Source organism: Moraxella sp. I5G, from assembly GCF_055193055.1.
The window spans coordinates 82523-101934 of record NZ_JBUXLH010000001.1; the positions used below are offsets into that span (position 1 = coordinate 82523).

Below are 19412 nucleotides of genomic sequence, written 5' to 3' on the forward strand. Positions count from 1 at the left end.
ATGTAATTATTTTAGAGTTTTTATGTCAAGCATTCCTGATTTACTAGATGATAACAATGCACATTTTGAATATATTTCAGAAGAAGAGTCTTTAACAAAAGAAGATATTACCGATTTATACGCCGAATTAGCTCAAGCTCAAGAACAATTATTGACCATTCGTGATTTTATTCGTTTTGTGGTGAGTAAGCTGCGTCAATATGATGTGGTAGTTGCCCAAGGAACGACTGATGAGTTTGCAGAAGCAGCGGCAATTGTCTTGCATTCACTATCGCTTCAATGGTCAGCTGATTCAGAAATTTTAGATTGTCGGTTGATAGAGAATGAAAAACAAGCAGTATTAACATTACTATCAGAACGTATTATCCAAAGAAAGCCATTAAGTTATCTAATAAATTTAGCGTATTTTTGCGATTTACCATTTTATGTAGATGAGCGCGTACTCATTCCTCGTTCTCCAATTGCTGAATTGATTAATCAAAAATTTTATCCATATTTTGATGTGGATGACAGTAAAAAAAGTGAATTTTTTGGACATGGATTGCCAGAAATGCAGTTGTCAGCTCCTGAGCGAATTTTGGATTTATGCACAGGTTCAGGCTGTATTGCTATTGCTTTGGCGACAGCTTTTCCTGATGCTAACGTGGATGCTGTGGATATTGACAAAGATGCCTTGGAGGTTGCTTGTATAAATGTTGAGCATCATGATTTAGCCCATCAGGTTAATCTGTTGCAAAGTGATTTATTTTCTAAATTACCCCCAGAAAATCAGTATGAGCTGATTGTAACCAATCCACCTTATGTGGATGCTGCGGTAATGGCAGAGCTGCCACCAGAGTTTTTGCATGAACCCGAACATGCTTTAGCGGCAGGACAAGACGGTTTGGATTTGGTACATCAAATTTTATATTACGCTTCAGACTACTTAACGGCTGATGGACTTTTGGTGTGTGAAGTTGGAGATAGTGAGTGGGCATTACGTCAAGCCTATCCAGAAATTCAATTTGATTGGTTAACTTTTGAAAAGGGTGGTAGTGGTGTATTTGCAATGACTTGCACAGAGCTTTTGGAGTACCGTGAAGAGTTTGCGTGTCAAGTTGAGCAGGTAAAAGGATTATCATAATTACAAACTAAATCAAAACATAAAATAGATGATAAAGTAAACTTGGAGTAATCATGTCGGGTAATAGTATTGGTCAGGTCTTTAAAGTAACAACATGTGGCGAATCGCATGGCGTTGGATTGATGGCGATTGTCGATGGTGTGCCACCAAATCTATCGCTGTGTGAGAAAGATTTGCAAATAGAGCTTGATAGACGAAAACCCGGCACATCCAAATTTACGACACAAAGAAAAGAAGCAGATAGGGTTGAAATTATTTCTGGGGTATTTGAGGGCAAAACAACGGGCACGTCAATTGGTCTACTTATCCGCAACACTGACCAAAAATCAAAAGATTATGGTAATATTGCTGAGCTGTTTCGCCCCAATCACGCTGATTATACTTATACCATGAAATACGGGTTTCGTGATTATCGTGGTGGTGGTCGAGCTTCTGCAAGAGAGACGGCAATGCGTGTGGCGGCTGGAGCCATTGCTAAAAAGTATTTATCAGAACATTTGGGGATTGTTATCCGCGGTCATGTAACCCAGATTGGCACCGAAAAAGTTGAAAAATTGGATTGGGCAGAAGTATCAAAAAACCCATTTTTTTGTGGAGATAAAGATGCGGTTGTACGATTTGAACAATTAATTACTTCTTTGCGTGAACAAGGTACAAGTTGCGGTGCTCGACTTGAAATTTTTGCTGAAAATGTTCCTGTCGGTTTAGGTGAACCTGTATTTGATAAACTTGATGCTGATATTGCGCATGCAATGATGAGTATCAATGCAGTCAAGGCTGTAGAAATTGGTGATGGTTTTTTGGTAGCCGAACAATTTGGACATACAAGTCGTGATGAATTAACCGCTGATGGGTTTTTATCCAATCATGCAGGCGGGATTTTAGGCGGAATTTCTAGTGGTCAAACCATCAAAGTTGCCATTGCTTTAAAACCTACTCCAAGCATTACTACTACTGGCAAAACAGTGAATATTTTAGGTAATACTACAGAGGTTATTACCAAAGGTCGTCATGACCCTTGTGTAGGCGTACGCGCAACACCCATTGCTGAAGCAATGCTTGCAATTGTTTTGCTTGACCACTATTTGCGCCATCGAGCCCAAAATGCTGATGTGATATTGCCATTTAAACCATTATCATAATGATGTCCCATTTTTATTTATCCAGACGACAATTTTTATGGACGGTAACGGCTGCCTTAGCTGTTGGATTGGTTGGCTGTGATAAAAATCACAAATTCAGCCCATTAATTTCAGGAAGTTTAGTTTCAGCTTTGGGTGATTCTCTAACATTTGGTTATGGAGCAGAGCAATCACAAAGCTACCCCATGCTACTTGCTCAAAAAACAGGTTGGAAAGTAGATAATGATGGTGTTAATGGTGATACAACAGAAGATATTTTAAAAAGATTACAGCCAGTGATTTTGAAAAAACCAAAGCTGGTACTGCTTGGTATTGGTGGTAATGATGTATTAAAAGGAGTGCCATCACAAATTACAAAAAACAATTTGATAAATATCATCAATCAATTAAAATCACAATCCATTACTGTTGTATTGATTGCTCAACCATACATTTCTGCCAGTGCCTTATTTGGAAAGGCTAGTGATAATCCCATTTATCAAGAAGTTGCTGATTTAACAGATGTGCCTTTATTGAGTGAAGTCTGGTCGGAAATTTTATCAAACAACAATCTAAAATCTGACCAAATACACGCCAACCCTCAAGGTTATGCATATTTTACAGATAAATTATATCAATTTTTGCAAAATTTAGGACTGTGTTCTTGATTGGATTAGGCTAAATCAAATCACTACAAGCCTGACAATTGCTTTAAAGAAGTTTTTAGTAAGCTGGCTGTATCATAAGTAGAGCCAGTATTGTTAAGCTGCTTTTGAGCCGCTCTAATGGCAATTTGAGCCTCTTTTTCTTTGTAACCTAAACTCAATAAAGCGCTTTCCACTTCTTTGGAAATGTATGAAAAATTTGTGGATGAAATATCAGGGTGAGTTTGTGTCTTGGTGTTATTTTCTAAATTATCTAATTTATCTTTTAGTTCAATAATAAGTCTTTGAGCGGTTTTTTTGCCAATACCTGGTACTTTAATTAAAAGGGTTTCATCATCGTAAATAATAGCATGTTTTAACTCATCACCATTTAAGGTAGATAAAATCGCCAATGCCATCTTTGCGCCTACACCATTAATTTTAATCAATTTTTTAAAAATTTCTTTATCCTTTTGGTCGATAAAACCAAAAAGAGATTGAGCGTCTTCACGAATATGAAGGTGTGTGAATAAACTGACTTCATCACCAAGTGTTAAAGTACAAAAATCAGGAATTGGTAATTCAATTTCATAACCCACACCACTGTTTGTGAGAATACAAGCAACAGGCGCACACAGTGAGTGCACCTGCCCTTTAATTAAAGCAATCATATTAATTTTTGTAATAATCTACCATTTTTTCAAGACTGATGGGACGAATTTTATCGGCATGACCAGCTGAACCAAAGGCTTCATAGCGAGCAACACAAATCTCTTGCATAGCTTTGATGGTTTGTGCTAAATATTTTCTTGGGTCAAATTCTGCTGGATGTTCGTTCATAAAACGGCGAATTGCCCCTGTTGAAGCCAAACGTAAATCAGTATCAATATTAATTTTACGCACTCCATGTTTGATGGCTTCTACCAGTTGCTCTACAGGAACCCCATAAGTTTCACCAATTTGTCCGCCATTTTCATTGATAATTTTTAGCCATTCTTGGGGAACAGAACTTGAGCCATGCATAACCAAATGAGTGTTAGGTAGAGCTTCATGAATTTCTTTGATGCGATTGATGGCTAAAATGTCACCTGTAGGTGGTCGAGTGAATTTGTAAGCACCGTGTGAGGTTCCTACGGCAATTGCTAAAGCATCCACACCAGTATCGGCAACAAATTGACGGGCTTCCTCTACGGAAGTCAAAAGCTGACTGTGGTCAAGCACGCCTTCAGCACCCACGCCATCTTCTTCGCCAGCCAGACCAGTTTCAAGGCTTCCTAGACAGCCAATCTCACCTTCTACGGATACACCACATGCGTGAGCCATTTTGACCACTTCGCGAGTAACGCCAACGTTATAATCATAACTTGCAGGAGTTTTTCCATCTTCTCTTAATGAGCCGTCCATCATAACTGAGCTAAAACCAAGTTGGATGGAGCGCTGGCAAACATCAGGACTGGTACCATGGTCTTGATGCATTACGACAGGAATGTGCGGCCATTCTTCAACGGCAGATAAAATTAAATGACGTAAAAAAGGAGCGCCCGCATATTTTCTGGCACCAGCAGATGCTTGCACGATAACAGGTGAGTTAGTTTGGTCAGCAGCCATCATGATGGCGCGCATTTGCTCTAAATTGTTGACATTAAATGCTGGCAAACCATAATCATGTTCAGCTGCATGGTCAAGAAGCTGACGTAAAGAAACCAGTGCCATAATTAAGCTCCATTAATAAAATAAATAACTCAGATTATATCAAAAAATCTTCATTAGAGAAAGTGTTGGAGTGTTGAGATAAATGTATTTCAAAGCTGGTAGATTATTAGTAAGAGCTTATAAAGCCAATTAAGATAAAACCAATAATAAAAACCCTATAAATCAATGATTTATAGGGTATATATGGTAGGCCCAGCAGGACTTGAACCTGCGACCAAAGGATTATGAGTCCTCTGCTCTAACCAACTGAGCTATGAGCCCAAAAACTTGGCTATTTTATCAAACATTTTTACTAATGTAAATACTTTTGGATAAATTAAGTCAGTTTTATAAAGCATTGAGTACCGCATCGCCAATCTGACTGCATGAAAGCAGTGTTGTACCATCTTCATAAATATCAGCAGTTCTAAATCCATTCGCTAATACGCGTTCAACGGCATTCTCTACTTGTTTAGCACGTACTTCATCATTTAGACTGTAACGAAGCAACATGGCTAATGACAAAATAGTTGCCAATGGGTTGGCTTTATCTTGTCCTGCAATATCAGGCGCGCTACCATGTGATGGTTCATATAAGCCTTTTGCATTTTCATCAAGGCTTGCTGATGGTAGCATGCCAATAGAACCTGTCAGCATGGACGCTTGGTCGGATAAAATATCGCCAAAAATATTACCTGTTGCAATGACATCAAATTGTTTGGGGTTTTTCACCAATTGCATTGCAGCGTTATCTACGTACATGTGGCTAAGTTCTACATTAGGATAACTTTTACCAACTTCATTAAAAATTTCTTTCCAAAGTTCAGTTGTCTCTAAAACATTGGCTTTATCGACACTACATAGTTTTCCGTTTCGTTTGGCGGCTGCCTCAAAGGCAACTTTGGCAATACGACGAATCTCAGATTCGCTGTACTTCATAGTATTAAAGCCTTCACGTTCGCCATTTTCAAGCGTGCGAATCCCTCTAGGCTCACCAAAATAAATATCACCTGTCAATTCTCTGACAATTAAGATATCAAGCCCTGCCACAACCTCAGGTTTTAATGTGGAAGCATCAGCCAGCTCTTTATACAAAATTGCAGGGCGTAAATTGGCAAATAAATTTAAATCCTTGCGAATGGCAAGTAGTCCACGCTCGGGACGTAGATGGCGTTCTAACGTGTCATATTTTGGGCTACCTACTGCGCCTAAAAGCACTGCATCCGCTTTTTGGCAAAGCTCTTGGGTTTGAATGGGGTAGGGTGAACCATAGGCATCATAGGCTTCCCCGCCCAATTTGCCATATTCATAGGACACATCAAGCCCTTGCCCAATGAGTTTATCTAACACTTTGACAGCTTGGGCGACAATTTCAGGTCCGATACCGTCACCGTTTAGGATTGCTATTTTTTTGGTCATGAGATTTCCTTGAAACTAAAAAAATTGAATAATTTTAATCACTTTTCATTTCTCTGAAAAGTTTAGCGCACCCTTTGACCATTTTCATCGTAAATATTCCCATGAAAGCCATCAAAATTTTGATTATTTTTATTTAGAAATAAGTCACGAGCTGTATTACCAACCAAATTAGTTGTCGCTGCATCAAAAGTGCCGCTCACCACGCCACCCAATATTGGTACAAGTTTAGTTAATCCTGCTTTTGTCACCAAGCGAAAACCAACATATTTATTAATTTTATTTAACATTTCTTTAGTAACTTTTTTCTTAATAAAGTTTTCTGCAAACTTAATACTTGCAGTAACCCCAAAATCCTTCAAAACTTCACCTGCACCATTTCCAAGCAAACATAAATATACCATTGTTTTTACTTTATCATTTCTAATGTCGTAACCCGTCATATGAGCAATCGCGGCAATCATACGAATCTGTATATATAATGTAGAAGCAATATTAGCTGGAAGAGCAACTGGTAATGTAGCAACCCCTCCAAGCCCTGATACAAAACCTGCGGAGCCAGCTTTAGTATTTTGCCAACGAATCAAAGAATCAATCTTATCTCTTAAATTTCCACTTTCAGATAAATAATCTTCTGCCATTTCAACAGCTGTACCAAATCCAATACCATTGATGGACTTATCATAAGCCCACTCCATAACTTCATGCATTGCTTCACTACTGATCAAATTGGACATAACAAAACTCCATATTTTAATTGAAAACTACTTATAATAATTCTTTAAAAACCCACGGTCTCTCTGCTTTAGCTTTGGTTTCAAAAGCGAGAATATCATCAGCATTTTGCAAAGTCAAGCCAATATCATCCAGTCCATTTAACAAACAATGTTTACGAAAGGCATCGACTTCAAAAGGATATTCTTTACCGCTTGGGTTGATGACTTTTTGGTTTTCTAAATCAACCGTTAATTGATAACCAATATTGGCAAAGCATTCTTTGAACAACTCATCAACATCTTTTTCAGATAAAATAACTGGTAACATGCCATTTTTAAAACAGTTATTATAAAAAATATCAGCAAAGCTTGGGGCAATCACGGTACGAAAACCATATTCGTTCAATGCCCAAGGAGCATGTTCACGACTTGAGCCACAACCAAAATTATCACGAGCAAGCAAAATACTTGCACCTTGATAACGTTCTTGGTTTAGTACAAAATCGGGATTTTTAGGGCGCTTATTAATATCTTGACCCAAATAGCCTTCATCCAAATAACGCAATTCATCAAATAAATTATCACCAAACCCTGTGCGCTTGATGGATTTTAAAAATTGCTTAGGGATGATTAAATCGGTATCGACGTTGGCACGGTCAAGAGGGCAGGTGATGCCTGTTTCAATGGTGTATTTTTTCATCTATAACTCCAGATTACTTTTTCTTGATTGAAAATAAATTTAATGGGCAGGCGTGATAAATCAATATTGTAGTTATCCATAAACGCATATCTTTATTCCCCTTATAAATCAAATTTAGCAGCTGTAATACGCCATCAAGCTTGCCGTTGCCAATACTTTGCCATTTAGATTAAATCCTAGTACTGCAGGGCTGATGGTGTCGGGCAGTTCCAATATTTCACTTAAAGCGTACAAAGTAAAAATATAGCGATGGACTTTATCACCTTTGGGTGGAAATGCTCCAATAAAACCTAAGAGACCTGCATCATTGATAAGTTCTTTTTCACCATCAGTAAATTGACCTGAAGCACCTTGTTTAAGACCTGTAGCATTTGCAGGAATATTAAATACATTCCAGTGCCAAAAACCCGAGCCTGTCGGTGCATCAGGGTCGTACATGGTTAGTACGAAACTTTTGGTGTTAGCAGGTGCATGACTCCATGTTAGGGCTGGACTGATGTTATTGCCTGTATAACCCCAGATATTAGCAACATAATCATTAGACAAAGTGCTTTCTGGGTGAATATCAGCACAGCTAAGCACCATTTCACCTTTGGGCTGGGTGGGTTGACGAACATTAAGATAAGGGTTGTTAGCTATTGGATTCATTTTACACGCCTTTTTAAATTATGAGCTTATACGATTAATATTTCAAAAAAGATGAAGTCATTTTTGATACAATTTTATCCATTTTTACCTTATCTTTTTTGGGATATAAAAAACCTAAATAGTGTTCTTCGCCATTTCTAACTCGATAAACTTGATAAAAAATTTTACCATCATCTAAGTAATAGCCGCTGGCAATATAATAATTGTCCTTTTTAACTTGATAAGTGATGCGACACTGATTTTCTGCACAAGTGGTTTGTTGCCGTTCTTGTAGTAGTTCTTCACTACTAGCATCAATGACGCTTGGCCACAAACTACCATAAATTGAGATGACCGCATCAGTATCTTTAACACCAAAAAGTTTTCCATCGCCGTTTTGTGGTTCTATAGACGAAGCAATAACACCATCAGGCACATCAACACAATAGGCAAAACGAGCGTTGCAATATTGGTTGTAATGTTCTTTTGCCAATACTAAATTGGTTGATAACAATAAACAAAGCAATAAATAATATTTTAAAGCCATTCATCACCTCTTGTATGTGGTTAAGTAAGTTATCTGATGGCTATTTATGAGACTTTGAACCGCTCTTATTAATATCATCAGAAACCTTTCTATACGTCGCCGCAGGAAAACAGGGGTGCGAACCCTCAATTTTTATCATCTGTAACTCTTTGGTGCTGACTGAGGTTGTCATCGTCAATGCACCTCGTTTATCACGATAATGAGAGGTTTGAGAATTTATATCATAACTAACCGATGCCAAAGTCTTGTTTGGGCAAAGTGAGGACGATACCATATCTTCACCGCGCCCACCCATAGTATAATAGATTTTAACAGCTGACGCCTTATTGGTATTTAGGTACGTACCGTAAGGTTCAATCCAGTCATCCACTGCCAGAGCGTTTTGAGAAAGAGCAAGGGCTAAAAACGCAAGAATAAATTTTTTCATACCAGTTTTCCTTCTTTGATTGTGTGTGGACTATGTTTACTTTGTTTCATCTATGTAAATTTATTTTAACAAATGAGAATGCCTTGTCATTACTAAGATAAATTAAATATCACACTATTTAGATTGATTTCTTTTTAAACCCCTTTAAAGCTCTAGGTTGGTGGGTGGATGATAAAGGCAGATAAGATTTATAAAAAAATATCAGGGTTGAATTTTGGATAAATTTTCCCATAAAAATTTTTTTTTATAATTAAGTTTTGGTATTATCAGAGGCATTTAACTGTTTTGCAACCATTTTTTGTTTATACTTTGAATTACCAGCGCGAACACTGCAAAAAAAACACAAACACATGGCATTATCCATTACTCGAAGTTTTTTATTGTCAATTCTTCTAAGTGTTGAATTAAATACTGAGATTGTGCGTTTGCAGAATAAACATCTGAATTTTTGCGTTGTCAAAACGCCTTGCTTTAATGCTTGATATTGAAGTAATCTATCTTCTACACTTTGATAAAAATTTACCATATTTGATTTTAAATCATTATCAATTGGTAGGTTGTGAATATCTTTAAGCGTTGGTAAATTTGCGTCTTTATTGATGTTACATTTTCGGTGAACAATAAACAAATTATCCAAACTTTCCAATTTGTTTCTAAGGTCTTGGTCGGGTATCCATTTATAAATTGCCCGTGGAATATAGTGGTCTAATGACCATTGATTACAATCACAAACAATCTTTTTACTGCAAATTATACAAATGCCATGAGTTTTTTTATAAATTAAATATTTTTTAGCATCGGAAACATTCTTTTTGTAAATTGAAGTCATCAGATGAGCCTAGTTTTGAGATAATAATAGGGGAATTAAACCACCTATTACTATCATGCCATACTTATCACTTAAAATCAAAAAGTCCGTACATCCACAAAATGCCCTGCAATCGCAGCCGCCGCCGCCATTGCTGGACTAACCAAATGCGTCCGTCCACCGTTGCCTTGACGACCTTCAAAGTTGCGGTTTGATGTGCTGGCACAGTGTTCGCCCGCTTGCAGTTTATCGGCGTTCATAGCAAGACACATCGAGCATCCTGGTTCGCGCCACTCAAAGCCTGCGTTGATAAAGATTTTATCAAGACCTTCTTCTTCTGCTTGTTTTTTAACTAAGCCAGAACCCGGTACAATCATTGCTTGTTTGATGGAGTCAGCAACCTTGCGTCCTTTAACTACATCTGCAGCTGCTCGGATGTCTTCAATGCGTGAATTGGTGCAAGAACCAATAAATACTCTGTCAAGTTTAATATCACCAAGGGCTTGCCCGGCCGTCAAGCCCATATATTGATAAGCGCGGTTCCAATCATTTTTTTGTACATCATCACGAGCATCATTTAGTGTTGGTACGGTTTGGCTGATAGCAACAACCATTTCAGGTGACGTTCCCCAAGACACTTGTGGCTCAATCTCTTCGCCATTTAATACAATGACAGTATCAAATTTTGCATCATCGTCTGAGTGCAGAGTTTGCCAATACTCAACGGCGCGTTCCCAATCATCACCTTTTGGAGCATACGGGCGACCTTTAACATAATCAATGGTCTTATCATCGACGGCAACTAAGCCAACTCGAGCACCGCCTTCAATTGCCATGTTGCAGACTGTCATTCGCCCCTCTATGGACATGTCGCGAAATACTTGACCGCCAAACTCAATGGCATGACCTGTGCCTCCTGCTGTGCCAATTTTACCAATAATGGCAAGTACTACATCTTTTGGAGTGACGCCTTTGCCAAGTTTGCCATCAACACGCACTAGCATATTTTTCATTTTCTTTTGTACAAGACACTGGGTGGCTAGTACATGTTCAACTTCGGATGTGCCAATCCCGTGAGCTAAACAGCCAAAAGCTCCATGCGTTGCGGTATGACTATCACCACAAACCACCGTCATACCTGGCAAAGTTAACCCTTGTTCAGGTCCTACCACGTGCACAATACCTTGACGAATGTCATTAATGCCAAATTGCATGACGTTAAAATTTTTACAATTATCATCCAATGTTTGCACCTGAATGCGCGATGTATTGTCAGCAATGCCACTAATGCCTTCCGAACGTTCTTTTTGAGATGTGGGTACATTATGGTCAGGGGTTGCAATATTAGCAGACAATCGCCAAGGTTTGCGATGAGCCAATTCCAGACCTTCAAAGGCTTGCGGACTGGTTACTTCATGAAGTAGATGGCGGTCAATATAAATCAAACTTGAACCGTCATCACGCTGTTTTACCAAATGGTCGTCCCAAAGTTTATCATATAAAGTTTTGCCTGCCATGTTTTACTCCTGCTAAAAATATGGTCTGGGTATGGTGTTTAAAATACGTCATTATACTAAATTTCTTTTGAAAAAAATATTTGTCATCAAACAGTCTTGATTGATAATTTAGATGATGTACTTTAACAAATCTTCTTAATTAAGAAACACCGCCAAATTTACAGGCGGTGCTTTTGGCTACTCTACTTGTGATACATCACGCACTGCGCCAGTATCAGCGCTGGTGGTCATTGCAGCATAAGCTCTTAGAGCTTGTGAGACATAACGTTTGCGATTAACTGGCTTCCATGCATTTTTGCCACGAGCTAGCATGGCTTGTTTGCGATTTTCTAACACATCATCATTGACGTCCAAATGAATGCTACGATTGGGAATGTCAATATGAATGGTGTCAAATTCTTCCACCAAACCAATGGCTCCACCTGCGGCTGCTTCTGGGCTGGCATGTCCAATGGAAAGTCCTGAAGTGCCACCGCTAAAACGCCCATCGGTAAGTAAGGCGCAACTTTTACCCAATCCTTTGGATTTTAGGTAGCTGGTTGGATACAGCATTTCTTGCATGCCTGGACCACCTTTTGGGCCTTCATAGCGAATGACAACAACATCACCAGCAACAATTTTATCGCTTAAAATTGCTTCAACGGCGCTGTCTTGACTTTCAAAAACGCGAGCACGACCTGTAAACGTTAAAATACTTTCATCCACACCAGCGGTTTTAACAACGCAGCCATTTTCAGCGATATTGCCAAATAATACTGCAAGCCCACCATCATCCGAATAAGCATGAGTTTTATCGCGAATACAACCACTTTCACGATTGACATCCAGATTTGACCAAGAAGCGTTTTGGCTGAAGGCTTGTGTTGTGCGAATGCCTGCAGGGGCAGCGATAAAACGTTCGCGAGCTTCACTGTTCTGAGGATTCATAATATCCCAATACGTTAAAGCATCTGCCAAAGTTTTACTGTGAACGGTTGGGGTATTGGTGTTTAATAATCCAGCTCGATTCAGTTCAGCTAAAATTCCCATAACACCACCTGCTCGGTGTACATCTTCCATATGATATTTTTGAGTGGCAGGGGCAACTTTACACAAACAAGGCACACGACGACTCAAAGCATCAATATCTGCCATTTTAAAATCAACAGCCGCTTCATTCGCTGCCGCCAGCAGATGTAAAATGGTGTTGGTCGAACCGCCCATAGCGATATCCAAACTCATTGCGTTAATAAAAGCTTCTTTGGTGGCAATGCTGCGGGGTAGCACTTGGTCATCGTCTTGTTCGTAATAACGTTTTGCAAGTTCAACAATAGTGCGACCTGCTTCTAAAAACAATTCTTTACGCTTGGCGTGAGTAGCAAGCAATGAACCATTACCAGGCAAAGACAAACCAAGCGCTTCGGTTAAACAGTTCATAGAGTTGGCGGTAAACATACCCGAGCATGAACCACATGTTGGGCAAGCTGAACGCTCAGTTTGAGTAACCTCTTCATCACTGATTAAATCATCAGCAGCATCAATCATTGCATCCACTAAGTCCAATTTGCGAACTTTTTGTCCTGTTTCGTTGGTAACCAGCTCATGCACGGTATGGCTATCGCCAAGTGTGGTTGCTAAGACTTTACCCGCTTCCATGGGACCGCCTGAGACAAAGATTGTTGGAATGTTTAATCGCATGGCTGCCATAAGCATGCCAGGGGTGATTTTATCGCAATTAGAGATACATACTAGCGCATCAGCACAGTGAGCATTGACCATATATTCTACACTATCAGCAATTAAATCACGGCTTGGCAAACTGTACAACATGCCACTATGACCCATGGCAATTCCGTCATCCACAGCAATGGTATTAAATTCTTTAGCAACACCACCTGCTTTTTCAATCTCACGAGCAACCAGCTGCCCCATGTCTTTTAAATGCACATGACCCGGCACAAACTGGGTAAATGAGTTGGCAATGGCAATGATGGGTTTGTTAAAATCTTCGTCAGTCATACCAGTAGCACGCCAAAGAGCTCGTGCTCCTGCCATATTACGACCTGCGGTGGAAGTTTTTGAGCGGTATTGCATGACAATCGTCCTCAAGATAATCATTTTAAGTTGTAAAAGGGGTTAATTTTACACTGTTTGGCGAATAAAAGGTGAAATTTTTTATATAAGATTTATAAAGCATTAATAATTTGCTAGAATGGGCATCTTTTAATAAAACAGTGTAATTCAAACAATCATGAATGTTCAAATGTCAGATATTAATACAGAGAATAAACAGTCAAGTTCAGAGCCTGTGCATACTTCCGCCCAATTATTAAGCCAACTTGGTTTAAAAGGAACAAGCCTAATCGCTTCAGTTAGCTATCATGAAACTCAAATCCCTAAACAAGGTATGGATTTATGGTTAACCAAATTACCTGTTACTAAAAAATTAACTCCCTTTAAAAACCAATATCGCCAATTGGATTTGGATTTATCTTGTGTTTTATTGGATGATGATATTAATGTAATTAAAACCATTTGGTTTGGTGATTTGGGAGATAATCATACCATTTATCATTTAGGTGATGGTTTAGCTGGTGCAAAAAATTTTGAAGAACAGCTAATTAATCAAGAAGAAATTCATATTCGTCTACCATTACTATTAGAAAAAATTCCAAAAGCAACTTATCTGCTATTTTTTATAAGCAGCTTTTATCATCATCCATTATATCAAGCTAAAAAAGGATTGATCAAATTAATGGATAACGAAGGCAACAGTTTACATAAATTATCACTTAGCCAACTTTCAAAAGAAGCCAGCGCCTTACTGATATATCAATTAACTAAAATAGACGATGAATTTTTACTTAGTGTTCCAAATATCATGTTAAATTCAAACAATCAAAATTCCAAACAGTTTATAAAATCATTAACAGATTTTGCCAAAAATCATGTTGCTTTAGAAAAAAGTAAAAATCATATTTCAAACTTAAAATCATCAAACAGCCAGTAAATACACTAGCATTGCAAGATATCGATGGTTATTAATTAGATTGTCATCATGAATAGTTTGATTACATTAATCTTAATTTTATTGCCAATGTTTATTGGTTTTTTCTTACCTATAAATCAGATTCTTTTGCTTTATGCTGAAAAAATCATTCAGTATTTAGTTTTGATGATTTTATGGGTAATTGGGATTGAACTTGGTTTAGTAGAGGGATTGCATCAAAAATTAGATGATATTATTTTATACATTGGTTGTTTGTTTGTTTTAACTTTGGGTTTTGGTGGTTTTGGTGTATGGGTTTTTGAAAAAAAATATCCTTGCCCTTACCCAAAAAAAACAGTAAAAATCTCAAATAGCACCTCCTTTTTTAGTAGTTTTAATCAGCTGATTTGTTTGGCGTTAGGAATTGTGGTTGCCAAGTTTTTTCCATCAGTATTTGTATTGCCTAAACACAGCATTACCGTATTATTAATGGCATTGTTATTTTTGGTGGGAATTGGTTTAAAAAATTCAAAAATTAATTTAAAAGACGCATTATTTAATCCGTATGGTGCTTATTTAAGTTTGGTATTTATCATCAGCACTTTATTGGGGGGAGTGGTTTTTGCGCTAATATTTAAATTACCAATTTTTCAAGGACTGGCGTTGGCATCTGGTTTTGGCTGGTATTCATTGTCTGGCACAGTCATGACCGATGCTTACGGAGCAATCTGGGGAAGTGTTGCGTTATTTAATGATTTGGGTCGAGAAATTTGCGCATTATTTTTTATTCCTTACGTTATGCGTTATTCATCATCATGTGCTATTGGACTTGGTGGTGTAACCGCTCTTGATTTTACCTTGCCCATTCTGACCCAATCAGGCGGTATTGCCTTAGCCCCACTAATTATTAGTTTTGGCGTAACTACCAATATCGTTTCACCTTTATTAATGGTTGGGTTTAGTGCTTTGAATGGGGTATAAAGCAGTAACGATAATTATTTTTAAATAACCCTTGTTTTTTTTTGTAAAATTTTAGATAATACGCTCTGATAATTGTTATCATTTGTATTTATTTGTTTATTTTGTTTGCAAAAAATTAACAAGGTACTGTTTTATGACAACAGGCGAGATTTCCAACAATAACTTTTTTAATAATAAAAACACAGCGATTGCGGTTGCAATTACGTTGGCGTTGCATGGAGTGGCAGGAACTGGTTTGGCAACCATGAAGATGCTTGAGATTGAACCATTAAAAAATACCCCGCCTTTGCAAATTGAGATGATTAATCTAGAAGAAGCTGAGCCTGAACCACCTAAGCCCAGCATTGCACCAACAATTAGTCCAAAACCTGCTAAAAATCCCAGCACAACTGCCAAAGCTGAGCCTGCCCCAGCTGCTGCACCACCTGCTCCAGCACCTGCTCCAGCACCAATTCCTGTGCCTGTAAAAAAATCAGAACCTGTTAAACCAAAAGTTGAACCACAAAAACTGGCAGAAACTCCAAAAACAGAACCTGTTAAACCAAAAGAAACACCTAAGGTTGAACCTGAACCACCTAAAGAAACACCCAAGATAGAAACATCAAAAATAAATGAGGATTTAATCGCTCAACGACAAAAACAAGCTGCTTTTGAATTGCAACAACGTCAAGAAGCTGAAAGAAAAAAACAAGCTGAAGCAGATGCTGCTAAAGCAAAAGCCGATGCTGAAGCAAAAGCAAAAGCCGATGCTGAAGCAAAAGCAAAAGCCGATGCTGAAGCAAAAGCAAAAGCCGATGCTGAAGCAAAAGCAAAAGCCGATGCTGAAGCAAAAGCAAAAGCCGATGCTGCGGCTGCCGCCAAAGCCAAGGCAGACGCTGATGCTAAAGCTAAAAATGGTCATGGTCAAGGCGGTCAAGGTACAAATACCAAAGGCAATAAAGCAGGCAAAGAAAACGGCAAGGCTGATGGCAAAGAGGGCGGTCGTGAAGATGGCAAAGTTGGCGGTACGGGTAAAGGCGATAAAAATGCCACAGGTAGCGATAAAAATTCACAAGGTAGTGGCGGCGGCGAGCTAAAAGGACAGACTGTCTCAGCAGCTCAAATTAATGCCAACTGGCGCAGACAACCTGATTTTAGTGGACTTAGTACCACCATTGAAGACAAAAAAACCATCAAAGTTTCCATACACATTACTTTTGATGCTAAAGGTAGAATTACGGGTGTTTCAGGTGTAAATACTGGTGATCCTAATTTGAACAAACAAATTATTACTGCTGTTAGACGTGCCAGTTTAAACCCGTTTAAATCACCCAGTGGACAGCCAATTTCAGGGTCGGGAAATTTTTCAGCGGTCATTAACCTTAATTAACCGATTGTATTCATTGACTTTATTATTAGTTTATTATTAAATTTACATTAAAATTATCGTATTGATAGTTGGTAAGGAATTTTTATGAATTTTGCAGAATATTTTAAGCATATTGATGCAGTTAGCATCACCTTATTTTGTATTTTAATTGCATTATCATTAGTTTCGTGGGTTGTGGCAATCGTCAGACTGATGAAATCATTGCAAATGACAAAAAATATCCATGCTGATTTGACTCAAAAAATTGGCAGCGCTAAAGCCAGTTACGCTATGTTGGCATTTAGTGAGCGTAAAACAGTAGTAGAGCAGCTTCTTTTAAAACACATTGCTAATTACCGTTTTGATTTGGAAAAGGGCGCACCTGTTTTGGGAACAACAGCGGCAATCGCTCCATTTATTGGGCTTTTTGGCACAGTTTGGGGAATTTTTCATGCTCTGCATTCCATCGGTCAAAGCGGACAGGCGGGGTTGGCACAAGTGGCAGGTCCAGTTGGTGAAGCCTTGATTATGACAGGGCTTGGTTTGGCAGTAGCCATTCCTGCAGTGGTATTTTTTAATATCATTAATCGCATCAATAAGCGAGCTATTTATCTGGCAAATGATGCCGCTCATCAAATTTTGGCTGATATTGCGCGCTAAGGGGTAAGTAATGGCTTTTGAATTAGGTGATAATGACGATGGCGGCATGAATGATGTCAATCTAATTCCATTGATTGATATTATGCTGGTTTTGATGATTATTTTTTTGGTAACGGCAACGGTGCTTAATCCAACCGTACCACTGGATTTGCCAAAAACATCCGCCAGTGTTAATGAAATGCCACCTGAAGTGGTTCAGGTTAGTATTGATGCAGAAGGTAAGATTTATTGGGATAAAACCGAACTAACGCTGGATGATTTATCCAAACGCTTTGCCCAGCAAGTTGCCGATGGTAAAGACCCCCAAGTCCATTTGCGTGCTGACAAAGAAGGTAGATACGATACAGTTGCCCAAGTTTTAGCAACAGCTAGTAGTGCCGGACTTACCAAAATTGCATTTGTAAATGATTAAATATCAGGAAATTAAAAAAGCGGTTCTAGCCGCTTTTATTTTTTTATAAGGCAACAATTATAATTTGATATTTGTCTTTTAATGTTTTATCATCACAAAAATCCATAAAATCCAATGCAGCATTTAAATTTTTCACAATCTTCTTATCATCATTTACCAATCATTGGCTATCATCATTCGCCGATGATGGATAAATTTGGAATTCCTCGTCAGCCAAATTTAGTTGCCCTCAAAAGCCATATTGAATTTGTTACTCCCTTTGACAATCCAGATGCTTTTTTAGGAATTGAGCAATACAGTCATTTGTGGGTATTGTGGCAGTTTCATCAAAATAAGTCGCAACCAACATTTCATCCTAAGGTACGTCCACCGCGTCTTGGCGGTAATGAAAAAATGGGCGTATTTGCAACTCGAAGTATGTACAGACCTTCAAATATTGGGTTATCAGTTGTTCAGCTGGATAAGTTGGAAATCAACCATCATAAAGCGGTTTTACATATCATTGGTGCTGATATGGTGGATAAAACACCCATTTTGGATATTAAACCTTATATTGCATTTGCTGACAATATTGCAAATGCCAATAGTGGATATATGCAAATCCCATCAATTAAGATCGTAACATTCCATCCAAAATTTAATCAAAAAATTCAAGATTTGATATTAAATCATCAAATAACTTATGATGATGTAAACATCATTGAACAATTGGTTGCTCAAGACCCGCGTCCTGCTTACCGTCAACATGAAGTGGATAATTGTTATTTTATGCGTTATAAAAATTTAGATATTGGATTTTTTATGAATCAACATCATGAAATGGTGATGGATGATATTAAGATGATTGATTTAAGTAAATAAGCAACAATTGGATATATTTTAAATTTAAAAATAACAAAGACATATCTGTTATAATGTTTACAAGCGTTTTTTTAAATCGTCTTTCTATAATAGCTATTATGAATAAATTTTGCTATGATATATTCTTTTACTCATAGCTAATCTTGACAATGAAATCACAAAAATATTTAATTGCCCCTTCCATTTTGTCAGCAAATTTCGCCCATTTAGGAGATGATGTTAAAGCCGTCCTTCAAGCTGGTGCTGATGTTATACATTTTGACGTGATGGACAATCATTATGTGCCAAACTTGAGTTTTGGTGCGATGGTGTGTAAGGCGTTAAAAGATGATGGAGTTACTGCTCCTATTGATGTGCATCTGATGGTATCGCCTGTTGATGGTATGATTGAGCAGTTTTTGGCATCAGGTGCTGATATCATCACGTTTCATCCTGAAGCAACGCAACACATTGACCGCAGCTTGCAGTTGATTAAAGATGGTGGAGCAAAATGTGGGTTGGTATTTAATCCAGCAACGCCACTGCACTACTTGGATTATACCATTGATAAAATTGATCAGATTCTTTTAATGAGTGTCAATCCAGGGTTTGGCGGTCAAAAGTTTATTGAAGCTACTTTGGATAAAATTGCTGCTGTTCGTAAACGTATTGACGATAGCGGTCGCGATATTTATCTAGAAGTAGATGGTGGGGTTAATGTTGATAACATTAAACGCATTGCTAAGGCGGGTGCAGATATGTTTGTGGCTGGCTCAGCAATTTTTAATCAGCCTAATTATAATGTGGTCATTGATAAAATGCGCGCTGAATTAGCGAGTTTGTCAAACTAATAATTTTTGGACTC

At 38.1% G+C, this 19412-nt stretch carries 21 protein-coding genes and 1 tRNA gene; 10 read left to right on the forward strand and 12 right to left on the reverse strand.

Annotated features, from left to right (window positions below):
- The first annotated feature begins 22 nt into the window (after nt 1–22).
- The 3 genes from prmB to ACZBKJ_RS00290 are packed head-to-tail and all read left to right on the forward strand — an operon-like array spanning nt 23 to nt 2912.
- Nucleotides 23–1123, forward strand: a complete 1101-nt coding sequence (gene prmB, locus ACZBKJ_RS00280) for a 50S ribosomal protein L3 N(5)-glutamine methyltransferase (RefSeq protein ID WP_463198890.1) — start codon at nt 23–25, stop codon at nt 1121–1123.
- 53 nt (nt 1124–1176) lie between these two features.
- Entirely contained in the window at nt 1177–2265 is a 1089-nt protein-coding gene (aroC, locus tag ACZBKJ_RS00285) for a chorismate synthase (RefSeq protein ID WP_463198891.1), read from the forward strand.
- A 2-nt stretch (nt 2266–2267) separates the two neighbouring features.
- Nucleotides 2268–2912, forward strand: coding sequence for a GDSL-type esterase/lipase family protein (locus tag ACZBKJ_RS00290; RefSeq protein WP_463198892.1), 645 nt, complete (start codon nt 2268–2270; stop codon nt 2910–2912).
- 23 nt (nt 2913–2935) lie between these two features.
- Here ACZBKJ_RS00290 and ruvA read toward each other — a convergent pair whose 3' ends face one another.
- The 12 genes from ruvA to ilvD all read right to left on the reverse strand — a co-directional run bounded on the left by ruvA (nt 2936) and on the right by ilvD (nt 13411).
- Entirely contained in the window at nt 2936–3559 is a 624-nt protein-coding gene (gene ruvA, locus ACZBKJ_RS00295; protein ID WP_463198893.1) for a Holliday junction branch migration protein RuvA, read from the reverse strand.
- 1 nt (nt 3560) lies between these two features.
- Nucleotides 3561–4601 (reverse strand): class II fructose-bisphosphate aldolase, encoded by a 1041-nt coding sequence (gene fba / locus ACZBKJ_RS00300; RefSeq protein ID WP_463198894.1) that lies wholly within the window; start codon nt 4599–4601, stop codon nt 3561–3563.
- 184 nt (nt 4602–4785) lie between these two features.
- Nucleotides 4786–4862: transfer RNA gene (locus ACZBKJ_RS00305), tRNA-Ile, on the reverse strand.
- Nucleotides 4863–4928: 66 nt separating this feature from the next.
- Nucleotides 4929–5999, reverse strand: a complete 1071-nt coding sequence (leuB, locus tag ACZBKJ_RS00310) for a 3-isopropylmalate dehydrogenase (RefSeq protein ID WP_463198895.1) — start codon at nt 5997–5999, stop codon at nt 4929–4931.
- Between the two features lie 62 nt (nt 6000–6061).
- A complete protein-coding gene (locus ACZBKJ_RS00315; RefSeq protein WP_463198896.1) occupies nt 6062–6733 on the reverse strand; it encodes an EcsC family protein in 672 nt (223 codons plus the stop codon).
- A 31-nt stretch (nt 6734–6764) separates the two neighbouring features.
- The gene (leuD, locus tag ACZBKJ_RS00320) at nt 6765–7412 is read right to left on the reverse strand and encodes a 3-isopropylmalate dehydratase small subunit (protein WP_463198897.1); all 648 of its coding nucleotides are present in this window, start codon (nt 7410–7412) and stop codon (nt 6765–6767) included.
- A gap of 114 nt (nt 7413–7526) precedes the next feature.
- On the reverse strand, nt 7527–8060 hold the full coding sequence (locus tag ACZBKJ_RS00325; RefSeq protein ID WP_463198898.1) for a YbhB/YbcL family Raf kinase inhibitor-like protein: 534 nt from the start codon (nt 8058–8060) through the stop codon (nt 7527–7529).
- 34 nt (nt 8061–8094) lie between these two features.
- A complete protein-coding gene (locus tag ACZBKJ_RS00330; RefSeq protein ID WP_463198899.1) occupies nt 8095–8586 on the reverse strand; it encodes a hypothetical protein in 492 nt (163 codons plus the stop codon).
- 40 nt (nt 8587–8626) lie between these two features.
- On the reverse strand, nt 8627–9013 hold the full coding sequence (locus ACZBKJ_RS00335) for a hypothetical protein (RefSeq protein ID WP_463198900.1): 387 nt from the start codon (nt 9011–9013) through the stop codon (nt 8627–8629).
- Nucleotides 9014–9263: 250 nt separating this feature from the next.
- Nucleotides 9264–9842, reverse strand: a complete 579-nt coding sequence (locus tag ACZBKJ_RS00340) for a hypothetical protein (RefSeq protein WP_463198901.1) — start codon at nt 9840–9842, stop codon at nt 9264–9266.
- Between the two features lie 77 nt (nt 9843–9919).
- Nucleotides 9920–11338: a 3-isopropylmalate dehydratase large subunit gene (gene leuC, locus ACZBKJ_RS00345; RefSeq protein ID WP_463198902.1), complete on the reverse strand. Its 1419-nt coding sequence runs from the start codon at nt 11336–11338 to the stop codon at nt 9920–9922.
- 177 nt (nt 11339–11515) lie between these two features.
- Nucleotides 11516–13411, reverse strand: a complete 1896-nt coding sequence (gene ilvD, locus ACZBKJ_RS00350; RefSeq protein ID WP_463198903.1) for a dihydroxy-acid dehydratase — start codon at nt 13409–13411, stop codon at nt 11516–11518.
- Between the two features lie 169 nt (nt 13412–13580).
- Here ilvD and ACZBKJ_RS00355 point away from each other — a divergent pair, with 169 nt between their 5' ends.
- From ACZBKJ_RS00355 to rpe, 7 genes are all read left to right on the forward strand, one after another.
- Entirely contained in the window at nt 13581–14327 is a 747-nt protein-coding gene (locus ACZBKJ_RS00355; RefSeq protein ID WP_463198904.1) for a TerD family protein, read from the forward strand.
- Between the two features lie 48 nt (nt 14328–14375).
- Entirely contained in the window at nt 14376–15287 is a 912-nt protein-coding gene (locus tag ACZBKJ_RS00360; protein WP_463198905.1) for a LysO family transporter, read from the forward strand.
- A gap of 133 nt (nt 15288–15420) precedes the next feature.
- On the forward strand, nt 15421–16656 hold the full coding sequence (gene tolA, locus ACZBKJ_RS00365; RefSeq protein ID WP_463198906.1) for a cell envelope integrity protein TolA: 1236 nt from the start codon (nt 15421–15423) through the stop codon (nt 16654–16656).
- An 84-nt stretch (nt 16657–16740) separates the two neighbouring features.
- Nucleotides 16741–17295, forward strand: a complete 555-nt coding sequence (locus tag ACZBKJ_RS00370) for a MotA/TolQ/ExbB proton channel family protein (protein WP_463198907.1) — start codon at nt 16741–16743, stop codon at nt 17293–17295.
- A 10-nt stretch (nt 17296–17305) separates the two neighbouring features.
- Nucleotides 17306–17707, forward strand: coding sequence for an ExbD/TolR family protein (locus ACZBKJ_RS00375; RefSeq protein WP_463198908.1), 402 nt, complete (start codon nt 17306–17308; stop codon nt 17705–17707).
- A 114-nt stretch (nt 17708–17821) separates the two neighbouring features.
- A complete protein-coding gene (gene tsaA / locus ACZBKJ_RS00380; RefSeq protein WP_463198909.1) occupies nt 17822–18568 on the forward strand; it encodes a tRNA (N6-threonylcarbamoyladenosine(37)-N6)-methyltransferase TrmO in 747 nt (248 codons plus the stop codon).
- A gap of 149 nt (nt 18569–18717) precedes the next feature.
- A complete protein-coding gene (gene rpe, locus ACZBKJ_RS00385) occupies nt 18718–19398 on the forward strand; it encodes a ribulose-phosphate 3-epimerase (protein ID WP_463198910.1) in 681 nt (226 codons plus the stop codon).
- Nucleotides 19399–19412: the final 14 nt, after the last annotated feature.

What these genes read in the sequence shown, in the direction of transcription:
- prmB (WP_463198890.1), top strand. Translation starts at nt 23, where the DNA reads ATGTCAAGCATTCCTGATTTACTAGATGATAACAATGCACATTTTGAA.
- aroC (WP_463198891.1), top strand. Translation starts at nt 1,177, where the DNA reads ATGTCGGGTAATAGTATTGGTCAGGTCTTTAAAGTAACAACATGTGGC.
- ACZBKJ_RS00290 (WP_463198892.1), top strand. Translation starts at nt 2,268, where the DNA reads ATGTCCCATTTTTATTTATCCAGACGACAATTTTTATGGACGGTAACG.
- ruvA (WP_463198893.1), bottom strand. Translation starts at nt 3,559, where the DNA reads ATGATTGCTTTAATTAAAGGGCAGGTGCACTCACTGTGTGCGCCTGTT.
- fba (WP_463198894.1), bottom strand. Translation starts at nt 4,601, where the DNA reads ATGGCACTGGTTTCTTTACGTCAGCTTCTTGACCATGCAGCTGAACAT.
- leuB (WP_463198895.1), bottom strand. Translation starts at nt 5,999, where the DNA reads ATGACCAAAAAAATAGCAATCCTAAACGGTGACGGTATCGGACCTGAA.
- ACZBKJ_RS00315 (WP_463198896.1), bottom strand. Translation starts at nt 6,733, where the DNA reads ATGTCCAATTTGATCAGTAGTGAAGCAATGCATGAAGTTATGGAGTGG.
- leuD (WP_463198897.1), bottom strand. Translation starts at nt 7,412, where the DNA reads ATGAAAAAATACACCATTGAAACAGGCATCACCTGCCCTCTTGACCGT.
- ACZBKJ_RS00325 (WP_463198898.1), bottom strand. Translation starts at nt 8,060, where the DNA reads ATGAATCCAATAGCTAACAACCCTTATCTTAATGTTCGTCAACCCACC.
- ACZBKJ_RS00330 (WP_463198899.1), bottom strand. Translation starts at nt 8,586, where the DNA reads ATGGCTTTAAAATATTATTTATTGCTTTGTTTATTGTTATCAACCAAT.
- ACZBKJ_RS00335 (WP_463198900.1), bottom strand. Translation starts at nt 9,013, where the DNA reads ATGAAAAAATTTATTCTTGCGTTTTTAGCCCTTGCTCTTTCTCAAAAC.
- ACZBKJ_RS00340 (WP_463198901.1), bottom strand. Translation starts at nt 9,842, where the DNA reads ATGACTTCAATTTACAAAAAGAATGTTTCCGATGCTAAAAAATATTTA.
- leuC (WP_463198902.1), bottom strand. Translation starts at nt 11,338, where the DNA reads ATGGCAGGCAAAACTTTATATGATAAACTTTGGGACGACCATTTGGTA.
- ilvD (WP_463198903.1), bottom strand. Translation starts at nt 13,411, where the DNA reads ATGCAATACCGCTCAAAAACTTCCACCGCAGGTCGTAATATGGCAGGA.
- ACZBKJ_RS00355 (WP_463198904.1), top strand. Translation starts at nt 13,581, where the DNA reads ATGTCAGATATTAATACAGAGAATAAACAGTCAAGTTCAGAGCCTGTG.
- ACZBKJ_RS00360 (WP_463198905.1), top strand. Translation starts at nt 14,376, where the DNA reads ATGAATAGTTTGATTACATTAATCTTAATTTTATTGCCAATGTTTATT.
- tolA (WP_463198906.1), top strand. Translation starts at nt 15,421, where the DNA reads ATGACAACAGGCGAGATTTCCAACAATAACTTTTTTAATAATAAAAAC.
- ACZBKJ_RS00370 (WP_463198907.1), top strand. Translation starts at nt 16,741, where the DNA reads ATGAATTTTGCAGAATATTTTAAGCATATTGATGCAGTTAGCATCACC.
- ACZBKJ_RS00375 (WP_463198908.1), top strand. Translation starts at nt 17,306, where the DNA reads ATGGCTTTTGAATTAGGTGATAATGACGATGGCGGCATGAATGATGTC.
- tsaA (WP_463198909.1), top strand. Translation starts at nt 17,822, where the DNA reads ATGCAGCATTTAAATTTTTCACAATCTTCTTATCATCATTTACCAATC.
- rpe (WP_463198910.1), top strand. Translation starts at nt 18,718, where the DNA reads ATGAAATCACAAAAATATTTAATTGCCCCTTCCATTTTGTCAGCAAAT.